Raw genomic sequence first — 18,752 nt, 5'->3', positions numbered from 1 at the left:
GCTTGACGCGGCTTCCGTTTCATCTTATATTTCTGTAACGACAGAAATTAGAGAAAATAATGGAATTAAGCCCAACTACCCAAAAGTACATCCTCCACTGGGGCGAAATGGGCACCCGCTGGGGCGTCAACCGCACGGTGGCGCAGATCCACGCGCTGCTGTTCCTGGCCAACGAACCCCTGACGGCGGAAGACATCGCGGCCAGCCTGAACGTGGCCCGCTCCAACGTCAGCAACAGCCTGAAGGAATTGCAAAGCTGGGGCCTGGCGCGCATCACGCACGTGATGGGGGACCGGCGCGACCATTTCGTCGCCCTGCAGGATGTGTGGGAGATCTTCCGCGTCATCATGGAGGAGCGCAAGCGGCGCGAGATCGATCCCACCCTGACGGTGCTGCGCGAATGCGCCATCGAGGGCGAGCACGATGCGGCCATCCCACCGGCGACGCTGGAGCGCATGGGCGAAGTGCTGGCTTTCCTGGAAATGCTCAGCAGTACCTACAGCGACTATAAAAACCTGCCGCCCGCGACCCTGCAGCGCATGCTGTCCATGGGCGGCAAAGTGGCCAAATTCCTCAGCCCGGACGACAAGCCGGCAAAACCGAAAAAACCGGGCAAGTCATGAACGGGCCGTCCGAAGGAGAGCTGTTCAGGAAAGTGATGGGCGCGCAGTGGCTCACCCTGCACCCGGATATCCGCCGCCGCTTCGAGAAAAATCCCGCGCCGGGCCGGCCCCTGTACTACCGGGGCGAACTCACCGAACTGTCCAGCTCGCGCCTGGGGAAATTCCTTGGCTGGCTGACGCGCCCCTTCATCGACGGCGCCCTGATCCCCTACGACGATGCGGATTTCCCCGTCGATATCGAAGTCTATTCGCGCCCCGGCTGCCCCTTCATCTTCAAGCAGCGCACCTACCGCCTGCACGGGCGCGCCCCCATCCGCTTTACCTCCTACATGGCGGAAAGCGCCAAGGGTGAAGTGCTCGAATACGTGGGCATGGGCCTGGGCATGAAGCTGCTGCTGCACGTGGAAGAGGGCAACCTGCACTTCACCAGCGACGGCTATTTTTGGGACATCTTCGGCTGGCGCCTGCCGCTGCCCGGTGTGCTCACGCCCGGCAAGACCTATCTGTGCCACCGCAACGACACGCCGCAGCAATTCAACATCCGCATCGAGATCCGCCACGCCCTGTTCGGCACCACGTTCACCCAGGCGGGCGTGTTCCGCGAGTGCGCCGCGCCCGGGCATCCCAAGGAGACACCATGAATACGCATCTGCTGGCCCTGCAACTGATGGCAGCGCAAGGCTGCCTGGGCGCCTTCGACACCATCTACCACCATGAAATCACGGAGGCGCTGCCGCAAAAGGCGTCGGCGCGCCGCGAATTGACGATTCATGCGACGCGTGCGCTGATCTACAGCCTGCTGTTCGTCGGCCTGGCCGCCTGGGAGTGGCATGGCGCCTGGGCATGGGTACTGGTCATCGTCTTTGGCGTGGAAATCGTGCTGACCCTGTGGGATTTCGTCGTTGAAGACCAGACCCGCCTCCTGCCCGCCACGGAGCGGGTGACGCACACGGTGCTGGCGATTAATGCGGGCGCCTTCATCGCGCTGCTGGCCCTGAACAGCAGCGAGTGGGCCAGCTTGCCGACGGCGCTCGTGTGGCAGCCGTATGGCTGGCTCAGCGTCTTCCTCGCCCTGTGCGGCGTGGGCGTGGGCCTGTCCGGCCTGCGCGACGCGTATGCCGTGTGGCAGCTGGGACGGCGCACGGTGCAGGAGACGGAAGAAAAAGCGGCAGAACATCTGCAGTTTGCCAGCACGCCGCAGTCCGTGCTGGTGACGGGCGCCACGGGCTTCATCGGCCAGCAGCTGGTGGCTGCCCTGCTGGCCGATGGCCACGCGGTGACGGTGCTCACGCGCCAGCCGAAACAGGCCGCGTGGACGTTTGATGGCCAGGTGCGCTGCATCGCGTCGTTCGGCGACTTGGCGGCCACGCAGCGCATCGACATGGTGGTCAACCTGGCCGGCGCGCGCATCGTCGGGCGGCGCTGGACGGCTGCCCGCAAGGCGGCCCTGCGCCGCAGCCGGGTAGCGCTGACGCAGGACCTGGTGGCGTGGATCGCCCGCGCGCAGCACAAGCCGCGCGTGCTGCTGTCGGCGTCGGCCATCGGCTACTACGGCGTGCAGCCGCAGGGCGATGCGACGGAATTGACGGAAGACAGCGCCCCGCAAGCCATCTTCATGTCGCAGCTGTGCCAGGAATGGGAAGCGGCCGCGCGCCAGGCGGAACGGTACGGCGTGCAGGTGGGTTGCATGCGCTTTGGCCTCGTCTTCGGCCACCAGGGTTCGCTGCCGCAGATGCTGCTGCCGGTCCGCTTCGGCGCGGGCGGCCCGCTGGGCAGCGGCAGGCAGTGGCTTACGTGGGTGCACGTGCGCGACGTGATCCGCGGCATCGCCCACCTGGCACGCCGCAGCGAAGAGGGCGCCGTCAGCGGCGCCTACAACTTCTGCGCGCCGGAAGCGATTCAGCAGCGCCGCTTCGCCCAGGTGGCGGGCGCCGTGCTGCACCGGCCGTCCTTCTTGCCCACGCCGGCGTGGGTCATGCGCGCCTTGCTGGGCGAGAAGGCGGAATTGCTGGTGGAAGGCCAGCGGGTCGCGCCGCGCCGCCTGCTTGCCGACGGTTTTGTCTTCCGTCATCCGCAACTGGAAGAGGCGCTGCGCAGCCTGTAGCCTGGCGTAGAATGGGGCAGTGGATATGCATTGGAGCTCAATCTATGCCCCGCTTCAGCCATACGATCGCCAGCCATACTTACCAGTTTTCCAGCCTGAAGGACTTGCTGGCGAAAGCGTCGCCGCCCCGTTCGGGCGACGTGCTGGCCGGCGTGGCCGCCGCCAGCGCGCAGGAGCGGGTGGCGGCGCAGCTGGCGCTGGCGGACGTGCCCTTATTGACCTTTCTCAATGAGGCGCCGGTGCCGTACGAAGACGACGAAGTCACGCGCCTGATCATCGACAGCCATGACCGTGCCGCGTTTGCACCGCTTTCCCACCTGTGCGTGGGCGACTTTCGCGACTGGCTGCTGGACGACGCGACGGATACGGCGGCGCTGTCGCGCGTGGCCGCCGGCATCACGCCGGAAATGGCGGCCGCCGTCTCCAAGCTGATGCGCCTGCAGGACCTGGTGCTGATGGCGCGCAAGTGCCGTGTCGTCACGGCCTTCCGCAATACCCTGGGCCTGGAAGGGCGCTTGTCGGCGCGGCTGCAGCCGAACCACCCCACCGATGACGCCACGGGGATTGCCGCCTCCATTCTCGATGGCCTGATGCTGGGAAGCGGCGACGCCGTGATCGGCATCAATCCCGCCACCGACAATGTGGCGCAGGTGGTGTCGCTGCTGCACCTGCTCGACGCCGTCATTGATCAATACCGGATTCCCACGCAGTCGTGCGTGCTCACGCACGTCACCAACACGCTGGAAGCCATCCGCCGCGGCGCGCCCGTCGACCTGGTGTTCCAGTCGGTGGCAGGCACCGAGGCGGCCAACCGCAGCTTCGGCATCGATTTGTCCCTGCTGGCCGAGGGGCAGGCGGCGGCCCTGTCGCTGGGGCGCGGCACGGTAGGCCGGAACGTCATGTATTTCGAGACGGGGCAGGGCAGCGCCCTGTCGGCCGGTGCCCACCACGGCATGGACCAGCAGACGTGCGAGGCGCGCGCGTATGCCGTGGCGCGCGCCTACCAGCCGCTGCTGGTCAACTCCGTCGTCGGCTTCATCGGTCCCGAATACCTGTACGACGGCAAGCAGATCATGCGCGCGGGGCTGGAAGACCATTTCTGCGCCAAGCTGCTGGGCCTGCCCATGGGCTGCGACGTGTGCTACACCAACCACGCGGAGGCGGACCAGGACGACATGGATGCCTTGCTGACCATGCTGGGCGTGGCCGGCTGCAATTTCATCATGGGCGTGCCTGGCGCGGACGACATCATGCTGGGCTACCAGAGCACTTCCTTCCACGATGCCCTGTATGCGCGCCGCGTGCTGGGCCTGCGCGCGGCGCCCGAATTCGAGGCCTGGCTGGCGCGCATGCACATCACCGACGGGCAGGGCCGCCTGAACGGCGCGCTGGCGCCCGCTTTCCAGGCAGCGCTTGGACGGCTGCCGCCGTAAAACGGCGCAAATTGACACCCCGCGCGGGCGCGCCGGTGCGATAATCGGCGATCTCCCCATCCGACACGACCATGCTGCCACCCGACCCCGATTCCCTCGATCCGCACGACTGGGACGCGTTTCGCGCGCAAAGCCACCAGATGCTCGACGACATGCTCGACTATGCGCAGCAGATCCGCCAGCGGCCCGTGTGGCAGGCGGCGCCGGACAGCGCCCGCGCGCAGTTTGCGCAGCCGCTGCCGCGCGCAGCGGGCGATCTGGGCGAGGCCCACGCCAGCTTCATGCGCGACGTGCTGCCCTACGCCGTCGGCAATGTGCATCCCGGCTTCATGGGTTGGGTGCATGGTGGCGGCACGCCCGTGGGCATGCTGGCCGAGATGCTGGCGGCGGGCCTGAATGCGAACGTGGGCGGGCGCAACCAGATGCCCGTGGAAGTGGAGCGCCAGATCGCCCGCTGGATGGCGGAACTGTTCGGCTTTCCCGACACGGCCAGCGGCGTCTTCGTCACGGGCACCTCGATGGCCAACCTGATGGGCGTGCTGGTGGCGCGCACGCAGGCGCTGGGCGCGGCGGCCCGGCAAGATGGCTTGCAGGGCGCGCCGCTGGTGGCGTACACCTCGGCCGCCGCGCATGGCTGCATCGCGCAGGCCATGGATTTGTCGGGCCTGGGCACGGCGGCCCTGCGCCGCATCGCTGTCAATGCGCGGCAGCAGATCGACGTCACAGCGCTGGCGCAGGCGATCGCCGCCGACCGCGCGGCGGGCCTGCGGCCCTTCTTCATCGCCGGCACGGCCGGCACCGTGGACACGGGCACCATCGACGATTTGCCCGCGCTGGCGGCATTGGCCGCGCAGGAGCAGCTGTGGTTCCACGTCGACGGCGCGTATGGCGCGCTGGGCATGCTCTCGCCCGAGTTGGCCCCCCTGCTGGCCGGCATCGAGCGGGCCGATTCGCTGGCGTTCGATTTTCACAAATGGGGGCAGGTGCCGTATGACGCGGGCTTCCTGCTGGTGCGCGACGGCGCGCGCCACATGGCGGCGTTTGCCGCGCCGGCCGCGTATCTGCGGCGCGAAGCGCGGGGCCTGGCGGGCGGCTCGCCCTGGCCCTGCGATTTCGGCCCGGACCTGTCGCGCGGCTTCCGCGCCCTGAAGACCTGGTTTACCTTCAAGGTGCACGGCGCCGAGCGCATGGGCGCGGCCATCGCCCATACCTGTGCGCTGGCGCGCTACCTGGCCGAACGGATCGCGGCCACGCCGCAGCTGGAACTGCTGGCGCCCGTAACGCTGAATATCGTCTGCTTCCGCCACCGTGGCACGCTCCATGGCGACAGCGACGCCTTCAACGGCGAAATCGTCGCCGACCTGCACGAGTCGGGCATCGCCGCGCCATCGACCACCACCATCGCCGGGCGGCTGGCCATCCGTGCCGCCATCGTCAATCACCGCACGCGCGCCGAAGATATCGACGCGCTGCTGGCGGGCGTGCTGCGCTTAGGCGCCGCGCGCCTGTCCTGAAAGGGAGTCACCATGAACGAGTTGCTGCACCATGCCGCCACGCCGTATGCGCCGCTGATCGGCGTGGCGCCCCTGATGCGCCGCGCCTTTCTGCAGGAGGACCTGGCACCGCTGGGCGAGGCACTGCTGGCGCGCGCGCAGGCCCATCCCGACGACGCGCACGCCTACCTGGACTTTTCCACCGTGCTGCAACTGAAGGGCGAGCGCGACATGGCGCTGGCCGTGCAGGCGCAGGCGATCGAGCTGCAGCAGCTGTATGCGCTGCCCGCGCAGGCGCCGCAGGATGGCCCCGGCATCCGCGTGCTGGTGCTGATGGGGCCTGGCGACCTGATGTCGAACACGCCCGTCGAATTCCTCGTCGAGCAGTCCGACGTGGCGCTCGACCTGCTGTATGTGACGGCGGATGGTCCCTTGCCGGAAGAGGTGCCGGACCACGATGTGCTGCTGGTGGGCGTGGCCGAATCGGACGCCAACCAGCCCTTGCTGGCGCTGCTGGCGCAATTCGTCGCCGATTGGCCGCGCCCCGTCGTCAACCTGCCGCAGCATATCGCGCATACCTCGCGCGACGGCCTGTGCGAAAAGCTGCATGACCTGCCTGGCGTGGCCATGCCGCGCACGGCGCGCATCGACCGCGCGCAGCTGGCGGCACTGGCTGCCGGCGAACTGCCGCTCGACGCCGTGCTGCCCGGCGACGCCTTTCCCCTGATCGTGCGGCCCCTCGGATCGCATGCGGGCCACGACCTGGAAAAGATGGCGCAGGCCAGCGACCTGCACGCCTATTTGCAGGCCGTCGACGCGCAGCGCTTTTATATCGCCCGCTTCGTCGACTACCGCAGTGAAGACGGCCAATTCCGCAAGTACCGCATCGTGCTGGTCGATGGCGTGCCCTACATCTGCCACTACGCCGTGTCCTCGCACTGGATGATCCATTACCTGAACGCGGGCATGGATGAAAGCGCGGCCAAGCGCGCCGAGGAGGCGCACTGCATGGCGCATTTCGACGAGGGATTCGCGCGGCGCCATGCGGCCGCCCTGCGTGCCATCGACGCGCGCATGGGCATGCCCTACCTGGGCATCGATTGCGCCGAAACGCGCGATGGCGAGCTGCTGGTGTTCGAAGCCGACAACGCCATGATCGTGCACGCCATGGACGCCGAGGCACTGTATCCGTACAAGCGGCCCGCCATGCAGAAGGTGTTTGCGGCATTTCGCGCCATGCTGGCGCGGGCGGCAGCGGGCAGCTGATCAGCTGCCGAGCAGCGATTCCAGCAGTTGTCGCTTGGCCGCGCTGCGCCCGGCCTCCCAGTAGCCGTCGAACTGCAGCAGCACGGTGCTGTCATGGAAAATGCGGATGCACTGTGGCTGGCGCAGCATGACGGCATGCACGTAGCTGGCGAACGACTCGGCAAAGTCTTCGTGCATGCTGGTGGCCGCGTACAGGGTGGCGAAGTTCGCGCCCTGCAGCTGCGCGTAGGCGTCGCGCATCTGGCTGGCGGCCAGGCGCGGCGCCTGGTAATAAGCGATGTCCGCGCGCAGGGGGAAGTCGTTGGCCGGAAGCGGCACGACGAGTCTTTCTGGCGTGATGCGCCAGGCCAGCGGCAGATAGCGGTAGTCGTCCGCGCCGCGCATGGCTTGCGCGCCGTTCCACCATTCGGGCAGCAGGCCCCGGCCGGCCGCCAGCACGTGGCCGAATTCATGCAGCAGCAGGTATTGCAGCGCGCGCTGGCGGTTGTCGTCTCCGGGCGCGGCGATGTGCGCCTCCAGGCGATAGCCCGGCTGCGGCGCGAACGGCGTGTTTTCCTTCCAGGTGGCCCAGGCATTGGCCGTGCGCGCCTCGAACGCTTCCACGTCGAGCGCCACCACCACGCCGAGGATCACACCCTCGCCGCTGACGACGATGTCGCTGATGGCCGAGGAGCCCAGCCGCCGCGCATAGCGCACGCCCAGCAGCACGCCATCGAGCAGCGCTTGCACGGACGCCGGCATGGCGGCCATGGCCGCGCGCACGTCGGCATGGAAGGCCGCGTCCACCTGCGTGGTAGTGGGCTGCGCGGCGACGCCGGTAGCCGCATTGACTTGCGCCACGTGGGCGATGACTTCCTCCTGCGCGGGGCCGAGGCGGTCGAGCAGGGGCGCATCGTACAGCTGGTCCCACTGCGCGGCGTCGGTGGCAACAATCATGGCATTCCTGGCGTGGAGAGGGACGGTGATAAACTGGAAACGACGCAGTGTAGCAAGGATGGGTCCATACCGGGAGGGGAGATGGCGAAAAAGGACAGCGATAGCGGCAGCTCCTGGCAAGCCTTGCGCCGGCATACGGCGGCGCGCATCGCGCTGGGGCGCAGCGGCGTGAGCCTGCCCACCGGCGCGCACCTGGCGCTCCAGCTGGCCCACGCGCAGGCGCGCGACGCCGTGCACCTGGCGCTCGACGGCGCGGCGCTGGCCAGCGCGCTCGCGCAGCAGGGGCAGGCCAGCGTGCCCCTGCACAGCGCGGCGGCCACGCGCAGCGAATACCTGCAGCGCCCGGATCTGGGGCGCCGGCTCGATGCGGCGTCGCGCGCGCGCCTGCTTGAGGGCGGCACGGGGAGCGCCGGCGTCGACCTGGCCCTGGTGGCGGCCGATGGCCTGTCGGCGCTGGCCGTGCAGCGCCACGCGGCGCCGTTCCTGGCCGCCTTGCGCGAACGGCTGGCGCTGGAGGCGTGGACGGTGTCGCCGCTGCACATCGTGATGCAGGGCAGGGTGGCCGTCGGCGACGAAGTGGGGGAGTTGCTGGGCGCGCGCGCCGTGCTGGTGCTGATCGGCGAGCGGCCGGGCCTCAGTGCGCCGGACAGCCTGGGCTTGTACCTGACGTGGGCGCCGAAAGTGGGCTTGCGGGACGACAGCCGCAACTGCATCTCGAACGTGCGCCCCGAGGGGCTGGCGTATGCGCCGGCAGCGTACCGCCTGCATTACCTGCTGTCGCAGGCGTTTGCGCGGCAGCTGTCGGGGGTGGCACTGAAGGATGAAACGGTGCAGGGCGGCAGCGTGGCGGCGGGGCGGAATTTTTTGCTGGCGGGGTAAAGCCCGGCGGCGGCGACCGGGAGCGGACACTCAGTATCCGGCCCCGGCCCTGCGTTTCAGGGTGTCCGGATTAGATTTCGCGGATCTCGTCCAGCGGCCAGCGCGGGCGCACGTTGAACGAATAATCGTATTTTGCCGCGTCGGGGTTGATCTGCAGGCGCATGGCGCCGGCAAAGGCGATCATGGCGCCGTTATCGGTACAGAACTCCAGCTCCGGGTAGTACACCTTGAAGCGCTTCTTGGCGGCGGCCGCGTTGAGCGAGGCGCGCAGCTGCGCGTTGGCGCCCACGCCGCCGGCGATCACCAGGCGTTTCAGGCCCGTGTGCTTGAGGGCCGAGACGCATTTGGCCGTCAGCACTTCGACGATGGCGTCGACGAAGCCGCGCGCGATGTTTGCCTTGTCCTGTTCGCAGATATTCGCGATGACTTTTTCTTCATGGTTTTTGACCACCGTCAGCACGGCCGTCTTCAAACCGGAGAAACTGAAATTGAAATCCTTCGAGTGCATCATGGGGCGCGGCAGCTTGTATGCCAGCGGATCTCCGAATTCGGCCAGGCGCGAAATGGCCGGGCCGCCCGGATAGCCCAGGCCCAGCAGCTTGGCCGACTTGTCGAACGCTTCGCCGGCCGCGTCGTCCAGGGTTTCGCCCAGCATGGTGTACTGGCCCACGCCATCGACGCGCATCAGCTGCGTGTGGCCGCCCGAGACCAGCAGCGCGATGAAGGGAAATTTCGGCGGTTCGGACGCCAGCAAGGGCGACAGCAGATGGCCTTCCAGGTGGTGGATGCCCAGCACCGGCTTGTTGATGGCCAGGCCCAGGCTGCAGGCGACGGACGAGCCGACCAGCAGCGCGCCGGCCAGGCCGGGACCCTGCGTGTAGGCGATGGCATCGATCTCGGGCAGGGTCACGCCGGACTTCGCCAGGGTCTCTTCCAGCAGCGGGATGGCGCGGCGGATATGGTCGCGCGATGCCAGTTCCGGCACCACGCCGCCATATTGCTCGTGCATGGCGACTTGCGAATAGAGGGCATGCGACAGCAGGCCGCGTTGCGTGTCGTACAAGGCCAGGCCGGTTTCGTCACAGGAGGATTCGACGCCAAGAACAATCATGAAGGTACTGAATAGGGAGGAGTAATCCGCCATTGTAAAGGAAAGCCGGCCAGTCCACCGTGCGGCCGGCGCACCATTTCGGCGGCAGTGTGCACTTGCGCAGTGCGGCGCGGCGGCGGTTTGCCTCCTGTTTTGCCCTTTCTTCGCCTGCGCTGGCACTGGCACCGCTCTTGCTTAGACAGGCGTGTGCCTTTCTGAAAGGAGTTCGCGATGCCGGAACAATGGAAAATGATTTGCCGCCTGAAGGATATGCCGCTGGCGGGCGCGCGCATGGTGCAGCGGGGTCTGGCCTGGCAGGACTTGCCGGGCGTGGCGCTGTTTCGCGCGTGCGATGACAGCGTCTACGCCCTGCTCGATACGGTGCCCTGCCTGGGCGGTCCGCTGTCGCACGGGGTGCTGATGGAGAAAAACCTGATGGGACCGAAGCACAGCTGGATCATCGAGCTCGATTCGGGCCGCCTGGTGGCGCCCGTGCAGGGCATGGCGCGCCTGTACGCCGTGCGCGTCATGGACGGGCGCATCTACCTGGACATGAATGAACTGAATATCCCCGCCAGCAAGGCCGAACAGGCGCTGGCGGGAACGTTCGCCGTGCTGCCGCATGTGCAGATGGCAGGGTGAGGAAAAAAACGGCGCACAAGGCGCCGTTTTTTGTATCCGCAGCCGGCTTATGCCGGGCGGTTTAACAAATGCGCATGCGCGTCGCGCAGCATGGTGGCCGTCGTGTCCCAGTCGATGCAGCCGTCCGTGACGGAGCAGCCGTAGGTCAGCTGTGACAGGTCTTGCGGGATCTTCTGGTTGCCGCCGACGATATTCGATTCGATCATCACGCCCACCAGCGAGCGGTTGCCCTGGCGGATCTGGTTGATCACGTCGCCCATCACCAGCGGCTGCAGTTCCGGCTTCTTGTAGCTGTTCGCGTGCGAGCAGTCGACCACCAGGTTGGCGGGCAGCTTGGCCTTGGCCAGTGCCTGTTCGGCGATGGCGATGGAGACGGAATCGTAGTTCGGACGGCCGTCGCCGCCGCGCAGCACCACGTGGCCGTACGCATTGCCGCGCGTGCGCACGATGGCGACGTTGCCTTCGCCGTTAATGCCCAGGAAGGAGTGCGGGTGCGCCGACGACAGGATGGCGTTGACGGCGATGCTGATGTCGCCATCGGTGCCGTTCTTGAAACCGACGGGCGTCGACAGGCCGGACGACATTTCGCGGTGCGTCTGCGATTCCGTGGTGCGCGCGCCGATGGCGGTCCAGGCGATCAGGTCGCCCAGGTATTGCGGCGAGATGGGGTCCAGCGCTTCGGTGGCGGTGGGCAGGCCCAGTTCGCACACGTCGAGCAGGAACTGGCGCGCCTTTTCCATGCCTTCGTTGACCTTGAAGGAATCGTCCATGTACGGGTCGTTGATGTAGCCTTTCCAGCCCGTGGTGGTACGCGGTTTTTCGAAATACACGCGCATCACCAGCAGCATCGTGTCCTTGACTTCCTCTTGCAGCGCTTTCAGGCGGCGCGCGTAATCGAGGCCGGCGACGGGGTCGTGGATGGAGCAGGGACCGACGACGACGAACAGGCGCTGGTCCTTGCGGTCGATGATGTTGCGCAGCGCTTCGCGGCCGCGGCTGACGGTGTCGAAGGCGCTCTCCGACAGGGGCAGCTTGGCATGCAGTTCGGCCGGCGTGGGCATCGGCGCGAAGGAGGTGACGTTGATATTTTCGATGTCTGGCGTATTCATGATTCTGGCTAGGCTTTCGCTATTGCGTTCTTTAAGAGGCAATAGTGTAGCGGAAATGCGGCCTGGCGGCGGGAGGCGGGGAAAAACGGGTACTGCCGAGTTGTTTTTGAGACAGGCCTGCCCGGCGGCAAGCCTGTTGCGCCAGCGCCACGTCAACGGCCGCTGGCGATGCCGGCGGCAAACGTATAGCGCGCGATGCCCTGGTGGCTGCGCGCCAGTTCAGGCGGCCTGGGCAGGCCGGGATGGCGCCGCACGTGCGCGAGGATCGCCTGCTCGTGCTGGCGTATCTGCACGTCCAGGCAGGCGATCTGCTGGCGTAGCAATTGATGCAGCGCAATCTGTCCTGCATGGAAATGGCTTTCCAGGCGCGCCATTTCCTGTTTGCGCAGCTGCTGCACGGCATGCAGGCGGTGCAGCCACAGGCGCAGCTCCTCGTAGGCGGGCGAGGGCGGTGTCCAGGGCGCGGGGCGGGCCGCCGCGCAATAATGGGCCAGCACCACGGCGCCGCGCTCCGCGCCATCGGGCAGGCCGCAGCCGCGCGCATAGGCTTCCAGCGGGCCCGGCTCGGCATCGCACACCTGCATGCCCATCTCGGCCAGCGCCCGGGCGGGCGCTACGCTGAAAGGCGCGTCCAGGCGCAGGCAGACGCGCAAGCCCATGACGGGCACGTCGTTCCTTTGCAGCCAGCTGCGCAGCCAGCGGTAGCCGGCCAGGTCGTTTTCGACCACCTTGCACAGCACCTCGCCGCCCGAGACCAGCACGGCCTTGAGCAGCAGCTTGCCCGTTTCGATGCCGACGAAGGCGGTTTCCTGTTTGATCGCGTGGTTCATGATGAGTCCTCCTGTGCAGTGATATACGCAGGGGCGCACTGGCCGGATTCAGCGCGCAGGCACTTTTTGCGGGGAATATTTTGCGTGCAGACCGTTGCATTGTGGCATTTCGCCGCTGCCGGCCCGTCTGCACAGGGAAAAATCCGTGTAAGCTGGCGCCATGACTACTGTTTCCATACCCCATACCGACGTGGCCGGGGAGGCCTTTCCTGCCGCACGTTTCATCAAGGAAATAGGACGCGGCAAGAACGGCGCGCGCAGCATGACGCGCACCGATGCCCATGCCCTGTACCGCGCCATGCTCGAGGGCCGCGTGTCGGACCTGGAACTGGGCGGCATCTTGCTGTCGATGCGCATCAAGGGCGAGTCCGTGGACGAGATCGCCGGTTTCCTCGACGCGGCCGAAGCCTCCTTCGCCCCGCTGGCCGCGCCGGCCGGCGAGTTTGCCCCCATCATCATTCCCAGCTACAACGGCGCGCGCAAGATGGCCAACCTGACGGCCCTGCTGGCGCTGCTGCTGGCGCGCGCGGGCGCGCCCGTGCTCGTGCATGGCGTGACCAGCGACCCGGGCCGCGTCACGACGGCCGAAGTGCTGGCCGCGCTGGGCGTGCCGGCCTCGTCGGACCATGCGCAGGCCGAGGCCGCCATGGCGCGCGGCGAAGCCGCCTTCCTGCCCATCGACGCGCTGGCGCCGCGCCTGGCCTGGATGCTGTCCCTGCGACGCGTGCTGGGCGTGCGCAATTCCACGCATACCTTGGTGAAAATCATGCAGCCGTTCGCCGGCCCGGCCCTGCGCCTCGTGTCGTACACGCACCCGGAATATCTGGAAATGCTCGGTGAATATTTCCTCACGGCATCATCGCCCGCGCGCGGCGACGCCTTCCTGATGCGCGGCACGGAGGGCGAAACGGTGGCCAACGCCAACAAGGCGCAGCAGATCGACTGGTTTCACGCAGCCGAACGCACGCTGCTGGTGGAAAAGCAGGCGCTGGCGGAAGAGCTGCCGCACTTGCCTGTCGAGCGCGATGCGGCCACCACGGCGGCCTGGATCGCTGCCGTGCTGCGCGGCGAAGTACCCGTGCCGCCATCCATCGCCGCGCAGGTGGCGCAATGCCTGATGGCATCGCGGGAGATTGCAGCACGGCCGCGCTAGCCGCGTCGCCGCAGTTTACAATGGCGTCTTTGTAATCAGCGGTGACCGGAATTCTTATGGCAAAACAATTTGATGTGGCAGTGATCGGCGCGGGCGCGGCCGGCATGATGTGTGCGGCCGTGGCCGCCCAGCAGGGCAAGCGCGTGGTGTTGATCGATCACGCGGCCAAGCTGGCCGAAAAGATCCGCATCTCGGGTGGTGGGCGTTGCAACTTCACCAATATTAACGCCACGCCGCAAAATTTCCTCTCGGAAAATCCGCATTTCTGCAAGAGCGCCCTGTCGCGCTACACGCCGCAGGATTTCCTCGCGCTGGTGAAAAAATACCGCATCGGCTACCACGAGAAGCACAAGGGCCAGCTGTTCTGCAATGAGTCGGCCGAGCAGATCATCGACATGCTCAAGGACGAGTGCGCCGCTGGCGGCGTGCACTGGCGCATGCCATGCAAGATCGATAATGTTGCGCAACTGGACGACGGCGGCTTCCTGCTGCAGACGGACAGCGGCGACATCGAGACGGCCAGCATCGTCATCGCCACGGGCGGCCTGTCGATCCCGAAGATCGGCGCTACCGACTTTGCCTACCGCGTCGCGCAACAGTTCGGGCTGAAGATGGTCGAACCGCGTCCCGCCCTGGTGCCGCTGACGTTCGACCCGGCCAGCTGGGCGCCGTTCGCGGAGCTGTCCGGCATCGCCTTGGAAGTGGACGTGGAGACGGGCAGCCTGAAGGGCCGCAAGGCGACGGGCGCGCGTTTCCGCGAAGACTTGCTGTTCACGCACCGCGGCCTGTCCGGTCCGGCCATTCTGCAAATTTCCAGCTACTGGCTGCCGGGCACGCCCATCGTCCTCAACCTGCTGCCGGAAGTGGACGTGGCGCAGACCCTGATCGAAGGCAAGGGCACCCTGAAGAAGCAGCTGGGCAACATCGTCGCCCAATGGCTGCCGCAGCGCCTGGCCGACTGCCTGCTGGCCGTCAACGGCCTGGCGCCGGACGCGCGCATCGCCGACATGCCCGACGCACAACTGCGCAAGCTGGGCCAGGCCATCAATGCCTGGTCCATCGTGCCGAACGGCTCGGAAGGCTACCGCAAGGCGGAAGTGACGCGCGGCGGCATCGACACGCGCGAGCTGTCGCAGCAGACCATGATGGCCAATCAGGTGCCGGGCCTGTATTTCATCGGTGAATCCGTGGACGTGACGGGCTGGCTGGGCGGCTACAACTTCCAGTGGGCCTGGGCTTCCGGCGTGGCGGCAGGAATTGCCCTGCAGTAACACTTAGTTGCTCGATGGCCTCAGCGTGTGACTGCCGGTAATAATGTTCTTGACTTCAATGAAACCATATTGAATACTTGTCATGTAAATTGATATTTAGACATTTTGTATGTCAGATGGCAATTAAATGAACATTACCCTGGAGTCATCATGAAACGCCTGATCGCCGCCGCCGCAATTGCCTTGCTCAGCACCAGCGCCTTTGCCAGCACCCCCGTGCTGAGCAATGGCGGTTTTGAAAACAATACCGTCGGTGGCGGCTACGTGTACGGCAACGTGGCGCCGGGCTGGAGCTTCACGGGCGGCGCCGGCGTATCGGCCAGCTACACGGCCTGGAATGGCGTGGCGCAGGAGGGCAATGCCTTTGCCTTCCTGCAAAACACGGCCGCGATCTCGCAAAGCTTCGTCAGTGCGGGCACCGCCGATTACAGCTTCGCCTTCCACCTGGCGCTGCGTCCCGGCTATGACCAGGGCCAGGCCGTGACGGTCAGCCTGGACGGCACGCAGCTGGGGCAGTATGCTGTGACCAGCACGGGCTGGACCAGTTTCAATGTGAACGCGCTCAACATCGGCGCCGGCAGCCATACCTTGAGCTTTGCCGGCATCAATCCGGGCAACGCGCGCGACACGTCGGCCTTCCTGGATGGCGTCAGCATGAACGTCAGCGCCGTGCCGGAACCGGGCACCTATGCCATGCTGCTCGCTGGCCTGGGCCTGCTGGGCTTCATGGCCCGCCGCCGCAAGCCGGCCGCCTGAGTGCCGCCGCCGTCCGGATGCGTGGTTTACGCCACAGCCGGGCGGCAATCTCAGGCTGCATGCCGCACGCAAGTGGGGAGGGGCTTCCCTTTCCGAATAAAAGCTGCTACTATCTATCTCTTCCTATACACCACCTCAACGGTTTGAATTTTACATGACCACTATTCGCCTTAAAGAAAACGAGCCGTTCGAAGTCGCAATGCGTCGCTTCAAACGCACCATCGAAAAAACTGGTCTGCTGACCGAATTGCGCGCTCGCGAATTCTACGAAAAGCCAACGGCTGAGCGCAAGCGCAAGCTGGCAGCTGCTGTCAAGCGTCATTACAAACGCATCCGCAGCCAACAACTGCCGAAAAAATTATTCTAAGACTGTTCAATCAGAACCAACCCGGGTAGTACGGCGCATTCTTCGCCACGGGTTTTGTTTTGATTCGCCTGGGGTTATACTTCAGATGAGTCGCATACCCGCTCCGGTTCGCCGCAGCGGGTTTTCGCTTTTGTGGCCTGCTTATCTGGTTGCGCACAAGCATCGAACTACACTGACCAACGAGGATTGCCATGAGCTTGAAAGAACAAATTACCGAAGACATGAAAAACGCCATGCGTGCCAAGGATGCGGGCAAGCTGGGCACGGTTCGCCTCTTGCTGGCGGAAATCAAGCGCAAGGAAGTCGATGAGCGCATCGAACTGACGGATGCCCACGTGACGGCCATCGTGGAAAAGATGATCAAGCAGCGCAAGGATTCGATCACCCAGTTCGAAGCCGGTGGCCGTGCCGACCTGGCCGACATCGAAAAAGCCGAACTGGTGCACCTGATCGGCTACATGCCTGCCGGCCTGTCGGACGAGGAAGTGGCGGCCGAAGTGGCTGCCGCCGTGGCCGCTTCTGGCGCCACCGGTCCGCAAGACATGGGCAAGGTCATGGCCATCGTCAAGCCGAAGCTGGCGGGACGCGCCGACATGGCCGTGGTGTCGGCCCTGATCAAGAAGTCCTTGACGCCGGCTGCCTGAGCCTCGTCGTCATACCCTGGCTGCCGGCCCATGCCGGCAGTCGTTCCATCGCCCACACGTTGACCTGGCTCAACATCAGGCCACGTGCGGTAGTATAGTCTGACCTATAACAAGACCCGCCCTAGCCTGTGATACCTCAATCCTTCATTTCCGATTTGCTCAACCGCGTCGATATCGTCGATGTCGTGGGGCGTTATGTGCAACTGAAAAAAGGCGGCGCCAATTTCATGGGCCTGTGCCCGTTCCACAGTGAAAAGTCGCCCAGCTTTACCGTCAGCCCCACCAAGCAGTTCTATCACTGCTTCGGCTGCGGCGCGCATGGCACCTCGATCGGCTTCCTGATCGAATACTCGGGCATGGGCTTCGTCGATGCCGTCAAGGACCTGGCGCAGAACGTGGGCATGGTCGTGCCGGAGGCGGACGACAGGATCCCGCCGGCCCAGCGTGCCCAGATTCAGGCGCAGAGCCTGGCCCTGTCCGACGCCATGACGCAGGCCTGCGATTACTACCGTGGCCAGTTGCGCCATGCACCGGAAGCCATCGCCTACCTCAAGAATCGGGGCTTGACGGGCGAAGTGGCCGCTCGCTTCGGCATGGGTTTCGCGCCTGGCGGCTGGGATAACCTGCGTTCCGTCTTTCCCGACTACGACGTGGTGGCCCTGGCCGAGGCGGGTCTCGTGATCGACAAGGTCGATGAGGAGGGTAATAACCGCAAGCGCTATGACCGTTTCCGCGAACGCATCATGTTTCCGATCCGCAATACCAAGGGGCAAGTCATCGCCTTTGGCGGTCGCGTGCTCGACCATGGCGAGCCGAAATACCTGAATTCGCCGGAAACCCCCTTGTTTTCCAAGGGTTTCGAACTATATGGGCTGTTCGAGGCGCGCCAGGCCATCCGCGACGCCGGCTACGTGCTGGTGACGGAAGGCTATATGGACGTGGTGGCGCTGGCGCAGATGGGCTTCCCGCAAGCGGTGGCCACCCTGGGGACGGCGTGCACGCCGACCCACGTGCAAAAGCTGCTGCGCCAGACGGACAACGTGATCTTCAGCTTCGACGGCGACAAGGCCGGCCGCCGCGCCGCGCGCCGCGCGCTGGAAGCGAGCCTGGCCCACGTGTCGGACAATAAAACGATCAAGTTCCTGTTCCTGCCATCGGAACACGATCCGGACAGCTATATCCGCGCATTCGGCGCCGAAGGGTTCGAGCAGCAGGTGCATGAAGCCATGCCGCTGTCGCAGTTCCTGCTGAAAGAAGTGTCGGGCGAGCATGACCTGTCGGAACCGGAAGGGCGTGCCCGCGTGCAATTCGACGCCAAGCCCCTGCTGCAGCTGATGGCGCCGTCGTCCCTGCGCCTGCAGATCGTGCGCGGGCTGGCGCAGCTGACGCAGTCCACGCCGGCCGAGATCGAAGCCCTGTTCGAGCTGGCCAAGCCCGTTGCCGTGGCGCATCGCGCGCCGCCGAAATCGGGCCGCCCCGTGCCAGTCGGCCTGGAATTGAAGATCATGCGCATGCTGGTGGCCCATCCGCCCCTGACCTTGCAGATCGACGAAGCCGCGCTGGCCGCCTTCCAGCACCTGGGGCCCGATGCGGCGCACAGCCTGGGGCAGCTGGTGGCCGTGGGGCAGGCATTGGGCGAGCACGGCAGTTTTGCCGCGCTGGCGCAGCAGTTGAAGGAGCTGGGCAGCGAATATGACGAGATCATCGGCGAGATCGCGGCCGGCACGGAGTCCGACTACGACAGCGAATTGTCGTGGCTGGTGAGTACCATCCGCGAGATCAAGTTGAACGCCTTGAAGGCGGAATTGCAGCAATTGTTTGCGTCGGGTTTGCCATCGGAGAAAATTGGTGTACGCTACCGCGAAATCATGCAGGAGCAGGGGGAGCTGGAACGCCAGCGCGATGCCGAGTTGGTGAATCGCTAATCTTGTCCTGAGGGTATGGCGCGCACTGGAAAAACATTTTTCGCGTGCTATAATTAAATGCTAAGTATTGTGTGCTTTGGCAAGCTAGTTCTGTTTCGTAAATAGTATTTGTTTTCAGTAAGTTAGGCTCTTGATCGGCGCGGAAGAGCGCGTCGGCAGCCAGGGCCAACTGGCGTTTTCAGCGTGGCAAGCAAGGCTTGCAGACGCTGGCAAGCCGCGCCAGGCTCTCGC

General features: G+C 65.6%; 18 protein-coding genes. 14 read left to right on the top strand and 4 right to left on the bottom strand.

The window, feature by feature from the left end; translation table 11 throughout:
• Positions 1-59 precede the first annotated feature (59 nt).
• The 6 genes from EBS11_RS13880 to EBS11_RS13855 all read left to right on the top strand — a co-directional run bounded on the left by EBS11_RS13880 (position 60) and on the right by EBS11_RS13855 (position 6,919).
• Positions 60-623, top strand: coding sequence for a GbsR/MarR family transcriptional regulator (locus tag EBS11_RS13880; RefSeq protein ID WP_290603527.1), 564 nt, complete (start codon positions 60-62; stop codon positions 621-623).
• Complete coding sequence (locus tag EBS11_RS13875; protein WP_290603526.1) at positions 620-1,264, top strand: DUF4166 domain-containing protein; 645 nt, start codon at positions 620-622, stop codon at positions 1,262-1,264. The genes EBS11_RS13880 and EBS11_RS13875 overlap by 4 nt, the downstream gene beginning before the upstream one ends.
• The gene (locus EBS11_RS13870) at positions 1,261-2,727 is read left to right on the top strand and encodes a TIGR01777 family oxidoreductase (protein ID WP_290603525.1); all 1,467 of its coding nucleotides are present in this window, start codon (positions 1,261-1,263) and stop codon (positions 2,725-2,727) included. Before EBS11_RS13875 ends, EBS11_RS13870 begins: the two co-directional genes overlap by 4 nt.
• Positions 2,728-2,771: 44 nt before the next feature.
• On the top strand, positions 2,772-4,160 hold the full coding sequence (locus EBS11_RS13865; RefSeq protein WP_290603524.1) for an ethanolamine ammonia-lyase subunit EutB: 1,389 nt from the start codon (positions 2,772-2,774) through the stop codon (positions 4,158-4,160).
• A gap of 71 nt (positions 4,161-4,231) precedes the next feature.
• A complete protein-coding gene (locus tag EBS11_RS13860) occupies positions 4,232-5,674 on the top strand; it encodes an aminotransferase class V-fold PLP-dependent enzyme (RefSeq protein ID WP_290603523.1) in 1,443 nt (480 codons plus the stop codon).
• Between the two features lie 12 nt (positions 5,675-5,686).
• Positions 5,687-6,919, top strand: coding sequence for a RimK family alpha-L-glutamate ligase (locus tag EBS11_RS13855; protein ID WP_290603522.1), 1,233 nt, complete (start codon positions 5,687-5,689; stop codon positions 6,917-6,919).
• Here the strand turns inward: EBS11_RS13855 and EBS11_RS13850 are convergent, their stop codons facing one another.
• Positions 6,920-7,855 (bottom strand): hypothetical protein, encoded by a 936-nt coding sequence (locus EBS11_RS13850; protein WP_290603521.1) that lies wholly within the window; start codon positions 7,853-7,855, stop codon positions 6,920-6,922.
• A gap of 81 nt (positions 7,856-7,936) precedes the next feature.
• Here EBS11_RS13850 and eutC point away from each other — a divergent pair, with 81 nt between their 5' ends.
• Positions 7,937-8,734 (top strand): ethanolamine ammonia-lyase subunit EutC, encoded by a 798-nt coding sequence (gene eutC, locus EBS11_RS13845; protein WP_290603520.1) that lies wholly within the window; start codon positions 7,937-7,939, stop codon positions 8,732-8,734.
• A gap of 70 nt (positions 8,735-8,804) precedes the next feature.
• Here the strand turns inward: eutC and tsaD are convergent, their stop codons facing one another.
• Positions 8,805-9,845: a tRNA (adenosine(37)-N6)-threonylcarbamoyltransferase complex transferase subunit TsaD gene (tsaD, locus tag EBS11_RS13840; protein WP_290603519.1), complete on the bottom strand. Its 1,041-nt coding sequence runs from the start codon at positions 9,843-9,845 to the stop codon at positions 8,805-8,807.
• 210 nt (positions 9,846-10,055) lie between these two features.
• On the opposite strand from tsaD, the gene EBS11_RS13835 reads away from it, so the two are divergent.
• On the top strand, positions 10,056-10,466 hold the full coding sequence (locus EBS11_RS13835; protein WP_290603518.1) for a nitrite reductase (NAD(P)H) small subunit: 411 nt from the start codon (positions 10,056-10,058) through the stop codon (positions 10,464-10,466).
• 47 nt (positions 10,467-10,513) lie between these two features.
• On the opposite strand, the gene EBS11_RS13830 is transcribed toward EBS11_RS13835, so the two are convergent.
• Both EBS11_RS13830 and EBS11_RS13825 read right to left on the bottom strand, forming a co-directional pair.
• A complete protein-coding gene (locus EBS11_RS13830; RefSeq protein WP_290603517.1) occupies positions 10,514-11,575 on the bottom strand; it encodes a 3-deoxy-7-phosphoheptulonate synthase in 1,062 nt (353 codons plus the stop codon).
• A gap of 152 nt (positions 11,576-11,727) precedes the next feature.
• Positions 11,728-12,405 carry a hypothetical protein gene (locus tag EBS11_RS13825; RefSeq protein WP_290603516.1) on the bottom strand — a complete coding sequence of 226 codons (678 nt, stop codon included), beginning with the start codon at positions 12,403-12,405 and terminating at the stop codon, positions 11,728-11,730.
• A 160-nt stretch (positions 12,406-12,565) separates the two neighbouring features.
• Here EBS11_RS13825 and ybiB point away from each other — a divergent pair, with 160 nt between their 5' ends.
• The 6 genes from ybiB (at position 12,566) to dnaG (ending at position 18,521) form a co-directional block, all read left to right on the top strand.
• Positions 12,566-13,558: a DNA-binding protein YbiB gene (gene ybiB / locus EBS11_RS13820; protein ID WP_290603515.1), complete on the top strand. Its 993-nt coding sequence runs from the start codon at positions 12,566-12,568 to the stop codon at positions 13,556-13,558.
• Positions 13,559-13,614: 56 nt separating this feature from the next.
• Complete coding sequence (locus EBS11_RS13815; RefSeq protein WP_290603514.1) at positions 13,615-14,829, top strand: NAD(P)/FAD-dependent oxidoreductase; 1,215 nt, start codon at positions 13,615-13,617, stop codon at positions 14,827-14,829.
• 150 nt (positions 14,830-14,979) lie between these two features.
• Positions 14,980-15,585 carry an FxDxF family PEP-CTERM protein gene (locus EBS11_RS13810; RefSeq protein WP_290603513.1) on the top strand — a complete coding sequence of 202 codons (606 nt, stop codon included), beginning with the start codon at positions 14,980-14,982 and terminating at the stop codon, positions 15,583-15,585.
• 154 nt (positions 15,586-15,739) lie between these two features.
• Positions 15,740-15,952: a 30S ribosomal protein S21 gene (gene rpsU / locus EBS11_RS13805; protein ID WP_008451879.1), complete on the top strand. Its 213-nt coding sequence runs from the start codon at positions 15,740-15,742 to the stop codon at positions 15,950-15,952.
• Positions 15,953-16,143: 191 nt separating this feature from the next.
• Positions 16,144-16,596, top strand: a complete 453-nt coding sequence (locus EBS11_RS13800; RefSeq protein WP_290603512.1) for a GatB/YqeY domain-containing protein — start codon at positions 16,144-16,146, stop codon at positions 16,594-16,596.
• 128 nt (positions 16,597-16,724) lie between these two features.
• Positions 16,725-18,521 carry a DNA primase gene (dnaG, locus tag EBS11_RS13795; protein ID WP_290603511.1) on the top strand — a complete coding sequence of 599 codons (1,797 nt, stop codon included), beginning with the start codon at positions 16,725-16,727 and terminating at the stop codon, positions 18,519-18,521.
• Positions 18,522-18,752: the final 231 nt, after the last annotated feature.

The sequence above is a fragment of the Janthinobacterium sp. genome (assembly GCF_009923995.1).
Taxonomy (GTDB): domain Bacteria; phylum Pseudomonadota; class Gammaproteobacteria; order Burkholderiales; family Burkholderiaceae_D; genus Janthinobacterium.
Note: the sequence above shows the minus strand (reverse complement) of the source record. Positions and strands in the feature narration are given on the sequence as shown.

Bases quoted from the DNA above. Each gene is read 5' to 3' on its own strand.
- EBS11_RS13860 (WP_290603523.1), top strand. From the start codon at position 4,232: ATGCTGCCACCCGACCCCGATTCCCTCGATCCGCACGACTGGGACGCG.
- ybiB (WP_290603515.1), top strand. From the start codon at position 12,566: ATGACTACTGTTTCCATACCCCATACCGACGTGGCCGGGGAGGCCTTT.
- EBS11_RS13830 (WP_290603517.1), bottom strand. From the start codon at position 11,575: ATGAATACGCCAGACATCGAAAATATCAACGTCACCTCCTTCGCGCCG.
- rpsU (WP_008451879.1), top strand. From the start codon at position 15,740: ATGACCACTATTCGCCTTAAAGAAAACGAGCCGTTCGAAGTCGCAATG.
- EBS11_RS13850 (WP_290603521.1), bottom strand. From the start codon at position 7,855: ATGATTGTTGCCACCGACGCCGCGCAGTGGGACCAGCTGTACGATGCG.
- eutC (WP_290603520.1), top strand. From the start codon at position 7,937: ATGGCGAAAAAGGACAGCGATAGCGGCAGCTCCTGGCAAGCCTTGCGC.
- EBS11_RS13865 (WP_290603524.1), top strand. From the start codon at position 2,772: ATGCCCCGCTTCAGCCATACGATCGCCAGCCATACTTACCAGTTTTCC.
- EBS11_RS13800 (WP_290603512.1), top strand. From the start codon at position 16,144: ATGAGCTTGAAAGAACAAATTACCGAAGACATGAAAAACGCCATGCGT.
- EBS11_RS13870 (WP_290603525.1), top strand. From the start codon at position 1,261: ATGAATACGCATCTGCTGGCCCTGCAACTGATGGCAGCGCAAGGCTGC.
- EBS11_RS13835 (WP_290603518.1), top strand. From the start codon at position 10,056: ATGCCGGAACAATGGAAAATGATTTGCCGCCTGAAGGATATGCCGCTG.
- EBS11_RS13855 (WP_290603522.1), top strand. From the start codon at position 5,687: ATGAACGAGTTGCTGCACCATGCCGCCACGCCGTATGCGCCGCTGATC.
- EBS11_RS13810 (WP_290603513.1), top strand. From the start codon at position 14,980: ATGAAACGCCTGATCGCCGCCGCCGCAATTGCCTTGCTCAGCACCAGC.
- EBS11_RS13875 (WP_290603526.1), top strand. From the start codon at position 620: ATGAACGGGCCGTCCGAAGGAGAGCTGTTCAGGAAAGTGATGGGCGCG.
- tsaD (WP_290603519.1), bottom strand. From the start codon at position 9,845: ATGATTGTTCTTGGCGTCGAATCCTCCTGTGACGAAACCGGCCTGGCC.
- EBS11_RS13825 (WP_290603516.1), bottom strand. From the start codon at position 12,405: ATGAACCACGCGATCAAACAGGAAACCGCCTTCGTCGGCATCGAAACG.
- EBS11_RS13815 (WP_290603514.1), top strand. From the start codon at position 13,615: ATGGCAAAACAATTTGATGTGGCAGTGATCGGCGCGGGCGCGGCCGGC.
- EBS11_RS13880 (WP_290603527.1), top strand. From the start codon at position 60: ATGGAATTAAGCCCAACTACCCAAAAGTACATCCTCCACTGGGGCGAA.